General features: G+C 72.6%; 5 protein-coding genes. All 5 read left to right on the forward strand.

The genetic code is table 11. The features are described 5' to 3' along the window. Positions 1 to 753, forward strand: coding sequence for an ABC transporter ATP-binding protein (locus MNZ27_RS08025; protein WP_277957717.1), 753 nt, complete (start codon positions 1 to 3; stop codon positions 751 to 753). Further along, positions 750 to 1,976 carry an ABC transporter permease gene (locus MNZ27_RS08030; protein ID WP_242393521.1) on the forward strand — a complete coding sequence of 409 codons (1,227 nt, stop codon included), beginning with the start codon at positions 750 to 752 and terminating at the stop codon, positions 1,974 to 1,976. Before MNZ27_RS08025 ends, MNZ27_RS08030 begins: the two co-directional genes overlap by 4 nt. Before the next feature lie 3 nt (positions 1,977 to 1,979). Then, positions 1,980 to 3,368, forward strand: a complete 1,389-nt coding sequence (locus tag MNZ27_RS08035) for a TolC family protein (RefSeq protein ID WP_242393522.1) — start codon at positions 1,980 to 1,982, stop codon at positions 3,366 to 3,368. Between the two features lie 133 nt (positions 3,369 to 3,501). Next, positions 3,502 to 6,165 carry a pyruvate dehydrogenase (acetyl-transferring), homodimeric type gene (gene aceE, locus MNZ27_RS08040; RefSeq protein ID WP_242393523.1) on the forward strand — a complete coding sequence of 888 codons (2,664 nt, stop codon included), beginning with the start codon at positions 3,502 to 3,504 and terminating at the stop codon, positions 6,163 to 6,165. Between the two features lie 63 nt (positions 6,166 to 6,228). Beyond that, a partial coding sequence (locus MNZ27_RS08045; RefSeq protein WP_242393524.1) for a biotin/lipoyl-containing protein occupies positions 6,229 to 6,589 on the forward strand: 361 nt, incomplete at its 3' end.

Below are 6,589 nucleotides of genomic sequence, written 5' to 3' on the forward strand. Positions count from 1 at the left end.
ATGACCGCGCTGATCGAGCTCCACGACATCGCGAAGACCTACCGGATGGGCGACGTCTCGGTCGAGGCGCTCCGCGGCGTGACGCTCACGATCGAGGACGGCGAGTTCGTCGCCATCATGGGCGCGTCCGGCTCGGGCAAGTCCACGCTCATGAACGTGCTCGGCTGCCTCGACCGCCCGACCCGCGGGGCGTACCGGCTCGCGGGCGAGGAGGTCTCCCGGCTCGGCCCGGAGGCGCTCGCCCGGATCCGGAACCGCACCATCGGCTTCGTCTTCCAGAGCTTCAACCTCCTCTCCCGCACCAGCGCCCTCGAGAACGTCGAGCTGCCCCTGCTCTACTCCGGGCTCGGCGCGCGGGACCGCCACGCGCGCGCCACCGAGGCGCTGCGGCAGGTCGGGCTCGCCGAGCGGGCCGGGCACCACCCGAACCAGATGTCGGGCGGGCAGCAGCAGCGCGTCGCGATCGCGCGCGCCATCGTCGGGCGCCCGCGCCTCGTCCTCGCGGACGAGCCCACCGGCAACCTCGACTCGCGCACCAGCGTCGAGGTCATCGCGCTCCTCCAGGCCCTCGGGCGAAGCGGGATCACCGTCGTGCTCGTCACCCACGAGCCGGACATCGCCGAGTACGCCGGCCGCGTGATCACGATGAAGGACGGCCTGATCCGCTCCGACGAGCGCCGGAAGGCGCGGATCGCCGCGCCGCGCGCGGAGGCCCCGGAGGGCGGCGCGGCCGCCGCGGAGGGCCGGCCGTGAACCCGCTCGAGATCGTCCGGGTCGCCTGGCGCGCCCTCCGGCGCAACAAGATGCGCTCGTTCCTCACCGCGCTCGGCATCGTCATCGGCGTCGCGGCCGTGATCGCGATGGTCGCCATCGGCGACGGCGCGCGGGTCCGGGTCGAGCAGAGCTTCGCCTCGATGGGCTCGAACATGCTCATCGTCCTGCCCGGCACGACCACCGCCGGCGGCGTCCAGGGCGGGTTCGGCTCGCTCCCCACCATCACCTGGGACGACGTGAAGGCGATGAAGGCCGAGGTCCCGTCGGTGCGGTGGGTCTCGCCCGGCTTGCGCTCGACCGCCGCCGTCGTGTCGGAGGATCAGAACTGGACCACGACCGTGAACGGCGTCTCGCCGGACTACTTCGAGATCCGCTCCTGGCCGATGGCGAGCGGCGCGATCTTCTCGCCGTCCGACGTGGACTCCGGGACGAAGGTCGTGCTCCTCGGGAAGACCGTGGCCGAGAAGCTCTTCGGCGCGGCGGATCCGGTGGGGCAGTCGGTGCGGATCAAGGACGTGCCGTTCGACGTCATCGGCGTCCTCGCGACCAAGGGCCAGTCCCCCATGGGCCAGGACTACGACGACGCGGTCTTCGTGCCGTACCCGACCTTCCTCGCGAAGATCCAGGGCGGCCTCAAGAACGTCGTGCAGGGCGTCGTGTTCGTCGGCGCGACCAGCGCCGAGGGGACGGCGAAGGCGGAGCGCCAGGTGACCGACCTGCTCCGCGATCGCCACCGCCTCGCCCCGGGAGCGGACGACGACTTCTCGATCCGCAACCTGACCGAGATGGCCGGCGCCATGGAGGCGGGGACACGCACCCTCACCACCCTCCTCGCGGCCATCGCCGCGGTGTCGCTCCTGGTGGGCGGCATCGGGATCATGAACATCATGCTCGTCTCCGTCACCGAGCGGACCCGCGAGATCGGCATCCGCATGGCGGTCGGCGCTCGCCCCCGGGACATCCTGCTCCAGTTCCTCGTCGAGTCGCTCGCCCTCGCCATCGCCGGTGGCTCCATCGGCGTCGCGCTCGGCCTCTTCACCGCGGAGCGGCTCGCGGCGACCTTCGGCTGGCCGATGCTGGTGCGCCCGGGCGTGATCGTCGTCGCGGTGGCCTTCAGCGGGCTCGTCGGCGTCGGCTTCGGCCTCTACCCCGCGCGAAAGGCTTCGCGCCTCGATCCCATCCAGGCCCTGAGGTTCGAATAAGACATGAGGTCCCCCACCCTCCTGATCGCAGCCTGCCTCGCCTTCGCCCTCGCCCCCGACGCCCGCGCCGCGAGCGCCCCCGCGACCCCGACCCCGACGCCGACGCCCCCGAGCACGCCCGGCCCTGCCGCCGCCCCCCGCACGCCCCCCGCTCCCGTCGCCCCCGCCGCGGCGCGGGTGCTCTCGCTGGACGAGGCGGTCCAGACGGCCCTCGCCCACCAGCCCCAGCTCGTGCAGGCGCGCGCCGCCGCCGACGCCTCCCGCGCCCGCGCCGACCAGGCCCGGGCCGGGCTGCTCCCGCAGGTGAACGGCCAGGCCCAGTACCAGCGCGGGACGAGCAACACCGGGCTGAACGGGCTCGCCGCCACGCTCGACACCCGCAACGACTGGTCCTTCAGCGCGAACGTGAGCCAGCTCGTCTGGGACTTCGGCCAGACCTCGGGCCGCTGGACCGCGGCGCGACGGACCGCCGAGGCCGACGAGGAGAGCGCGAGAGAGAACGAGCTCACCACCGTGCTCAACGTGCGGACCGCCTTCTTCCAGGCCCGCGCCGCCCACGATCTCGCGGGGGTCGCCCGCGCGACCCTCGACAACCAGCAGGCCCACCTGGCGCAGACGGAGGCCTTCGTGAAGATCGGCACCCGTCCGCCGATCGATCTCGCCACCGCGCGCACGACGGTGGCCAACGCGCAGGTCCAGGTCGTGCAGACCGACAACAACTACGCCACCTCCCGCGCCAGGCTGAACCAGGCGATGGGCGTCGACGCCCCGGTGGACTACGACGTCGCGAGCGAATCGCTGCCGGAGATGGCGGACGAGGAGGCCTCCCAGGACGCGCTCCTCGCGGAGGCGCTCCGCAACCGGCCCGACCTCGCGGCGGCGCTCCGGCGGCTCGAGGCCTCGGACGCGAGCCTGTCCGCCGCCCGGGGGGGCTACGGCCCGACCCTGTCGGTGGGCGCGTCCGCGACCGACGTGGGTGCCGACGCCGGCGAGCTCCGCGATCGCTGGAACGTCGCCGCCGGCGCGACGCTGACGATCCCGATCTTCGAGGGGTTCCGCACGCGGGCGCAGGTCGACGAGGCGGCCGCGAACGTGCGCGTCGCCTCGGCGCAGGCCGAGACGCTCCGCCAGCAGATCCGGGTGGACCTCGAGAACGCGCGCCTCACCGTGCGCGCCGCCAAGGCGAGCGTCCAGGCGGCGATCGACGCGACCACCAACGCCCGCGAGCAGCTCCGGCTCGCGGAGGGGCGCTACCGAACCGGCGCGGGGAACGCCCTCGAGCTGTCCGACGCCCAGCTCGCGGCGACGAACGCCGAGGCGCAGCAGGTGAACGCCGAGTACCAGCTCGCCAGCGCCCGGGCGCAGCTCCTCGCCGCGCTCGGGCGGCCCTGACGACGTCGGGCGGCCGTGATGATGAGGGTCCGGCCGGAGGGTTCCCTCGTCATCACAGGCCCTGACGGGCACTTGGCCAGGGCCCGGCGGCCCCGTTAGGTGACTCGGCGCTTCGCCGACCACCGAGGGTCGCATGGAACAGAAGAACCTCGACGCCGATCCCCAGGAGACGCGGGAGTGGCTCGACGCGCTGCACGGCGTGCTGGAGCGCGAGGGCCCCGATCGGGCGCACTTCCTCATCGAGCGGCTCATCGGGGAGTCCCGCCGCCACGGCGCGTACCTGCCGTTCTCCGCCAGCACGGAGTACGTGAACACCATCCCGGTGGAGCGGCAGGCGCGCTTCCCCGGCGACTTCGCCCTCGAGCAGCGGATCCGGCACTACGTCCGCTGGAACGCGATGGCGATGGTGGTCCGCGCGAACAAGCACACCAACGTCGGCGGCCACATCGCCAGCTTCGCCTCCGCCGCGACGCTGTACGACGTCGGCTACAACCACTTCTGGCGGGCCGCGAGCGAGGACCGCGGCGGCGACCTCGTCTTCATCCAGGGGCACTCGGCCCCGGGCGTCTACGCCCGGGCGTACCTCCTCGGCCTGCTCACCGAGGAGCAGCTCGACAACTTCCGCCAGGAGGTCGGCGGGAACGGCCTGTCCTCGTACCCGCACCCGTGGCTCATGCCGGAGTTCTGGCAGTTCCCCACCGTCTCGATGGGGCTCGGCCCGATCATGGCGATCTACCAGGCGCGCTTCATGCGGTACCTGCACGACCGCGGGATCGCCGACACCGAGGGGCGGAAGGTCTGGGCCTTCTGCGGCGACGGCGAGATGGACGAGCCGGAGTCGATGGGCGCCATCGACCTCGCCGGCCGCGAGCGGCTCGACAACCTGATCTTCGTCGTGAACTGCAACCTGCAGCGGCTCGACGGGCCCGTGCGCGGGAACGGGAAGATCATCCAGGAGCTGGAGAGCACCTTCCGGGGCGCCGGCTGGAACGTCCTCAAGGTGATCTGGGGCCGCCACTGGGACCCGCTCCTCGCGAAGGACGAGGACGGGGCGCTGCGCCGGCGGATGATGGAGGTCGTGGACGGCGAGTACCAGCTCTACAGGTCCCGGAACGGCGCCTTCGTCCGGGAGCACTTCTTCAACACGCCCGCGCTGCGGGATCTCGTCGCCGAGCTGTCCGACGACGACATCTGGCGCCTCAACCGCGGCGGCCACGATCCGTTCAAGGTGTACGCCGCCTACGACGCGGCGACGAAGCACGTCGGCCAGCCCACGGTGATCCTCGCGAAGACCATCAAGGGCTACGGGATGGGCGAGGCGGGCGAGGCGATGAACATCGCCCACCAGCAGAAGAAGATCCCGGTCGAGGCGGTGCGCAGCTTCCGCGACCGCTTCGGCCTCCCCGTCCCGGACGACCAGCTCGAGAAGCTCCCGTTCCTGAAGCTCGAGGAGGGCTCCACGGAGCTCGAGTACCTCCGGGCGCGCCGCCGCGAGCTGGGCGGCGACCGGCCGAAGCGCCGCCGCCGGGCGCCGCGGAGCCTCCCGGTCCCGGAGCTCTCGGCGCTCGAGCGGCTCCTCCAGTCGAGCCAGGACCGCGAGCTGTCCACCACGATGGCGCTCGTCCAGATCATGCAGCTCCTCGGGCGCGACAAGGGGCTCGGCGCGCGGGTGGTGCCCATCGTGCCGGACGAGGGGCGGACGTTCGGCATGGAGGGCATGTTCCGGCAGATGGGGATCTGGAGCCACGTCGGCCAGCTCTACACGCCGGAGGACGCCAAGCAGCTCGCCTACTACCGCGAGGACACGCAGGGGCAGGTGCTGCAGGAGGGGATCACCGAGGCGGGCGCGATGTGCGAGTGGATCGCGGCGGCGTCGGCCTACTCGATCCACGCCGAGCAGACGGTGCCGTTCTTCCTGTTCTACTCGATGTTCGGGTTCCAGCGCGTCGGGGACTTCTGGTGGGCCGCGGGCGACATGCGCTGCCGCGGCTTCCTCGTCGGCGGCACCTCCGGGCGGACGACGCTGAACGGCGAGGGGCTCCAGCACGAGGACGGCCACTCCCAGCTCCTCGCGTCGGTCGTCCCGAACTGCCACTCCTACGACCCGACCTTCTCCTACGAGGTCGCGGTGATCGTGCAGGACGGCCTCCGCCGGATGCTCGCCGACCAGGAGGACGCGTACTGGTATCTCACCCTGCTCAACGAGAACTACGTCCACCCCGCCATGCCGGAGGGCGCGGCCCCGAACATCGTGAAGGGCATGTACCTGTTCAAGGCCGGCGCGCGCGACGGCCCCGCGGCGCCGCGCGTCCAGCTCCTCGGGTCGGGCGCGATCTTCCGCGAGGTGATCGCCGCGGCGGACCTGCTGAAGAGCCACTGGGGCGTGGACTCCGATCTCTGGGCGTGTCCGAGCTTCACCGAGCTCGCCCGGGACGGACGGCTGGTCTCGCGCGAGAACCTCCTGAACCCGGCCGCGCCGGCGCGACGGAGCCACGTCGAGCACTGCCTCTCCGAGGCGACCGGGCCCGTCGTCGCCGCGACCGACTACGTGCGCGCGTTCCCGGAGCAGATCCGGCCCTGGATCCGGCAGCGGTACGTGACGCTCGGGACGGACGGCTTCGGCCGCTCCGACACCCGCGAGAAGCTGCGCCGGTTCTTCGAGGTGGACCGGCACCACGTCACGGTCGCCGCGCTCAAGGCCCTCGCCGACGAGGGCGCGATCCCGGTGGACCGGGTGACCGAGGCCATCCGGAGGTACGGGATCGACCCCGCCACCCCCGCGCCGTGGACCGTGTGATCGCGCGGCGACCGGGCGGCGCAGCAGCTCGACTCGAGCGGGGTTCGTGACCACGAGGACTCGATGACCACCATCGACGTGAAGATCCCGCCCATCGGCGACTTCAAGGACGTGCCGATCATCGACGTCCTCGTGAAGCCCGGGGACGCCGTGAAGGAGAACGACGCCCTCGTCACGCTCGAGTCCGAGAAGGCGACCATGGACGTGCCGTCGCCGGCGTCCGGCAAGGTGCGAGAGCTGCGGGTGAAGACCGGCGACCGGGTCAGCGAGGGGAGCCTCGTGGCGGTGCTCGAGGCCGAGGCCGGCGAGCGCGCCGCGAAGACCGCTCCCCGGGCCGCGGCCGCGCCCCCGCCGGCCCCCGCGGCAGCGCGCGCTCCGGCCGCTCCGGCTGCTCCGCCCCGCCCGCCCGCTCCCACGCCCGCCC

Source organism: Anaeromyxobacter oryzisoli, assembly GCF_022690765.1.
GTDB lineage: Bacteria > Myxococcota > Myxococcia > Myxococcales > Anaeromyxobacteraceae > Anaeromyxobacter > Anaeromyxobacter oryzisoli.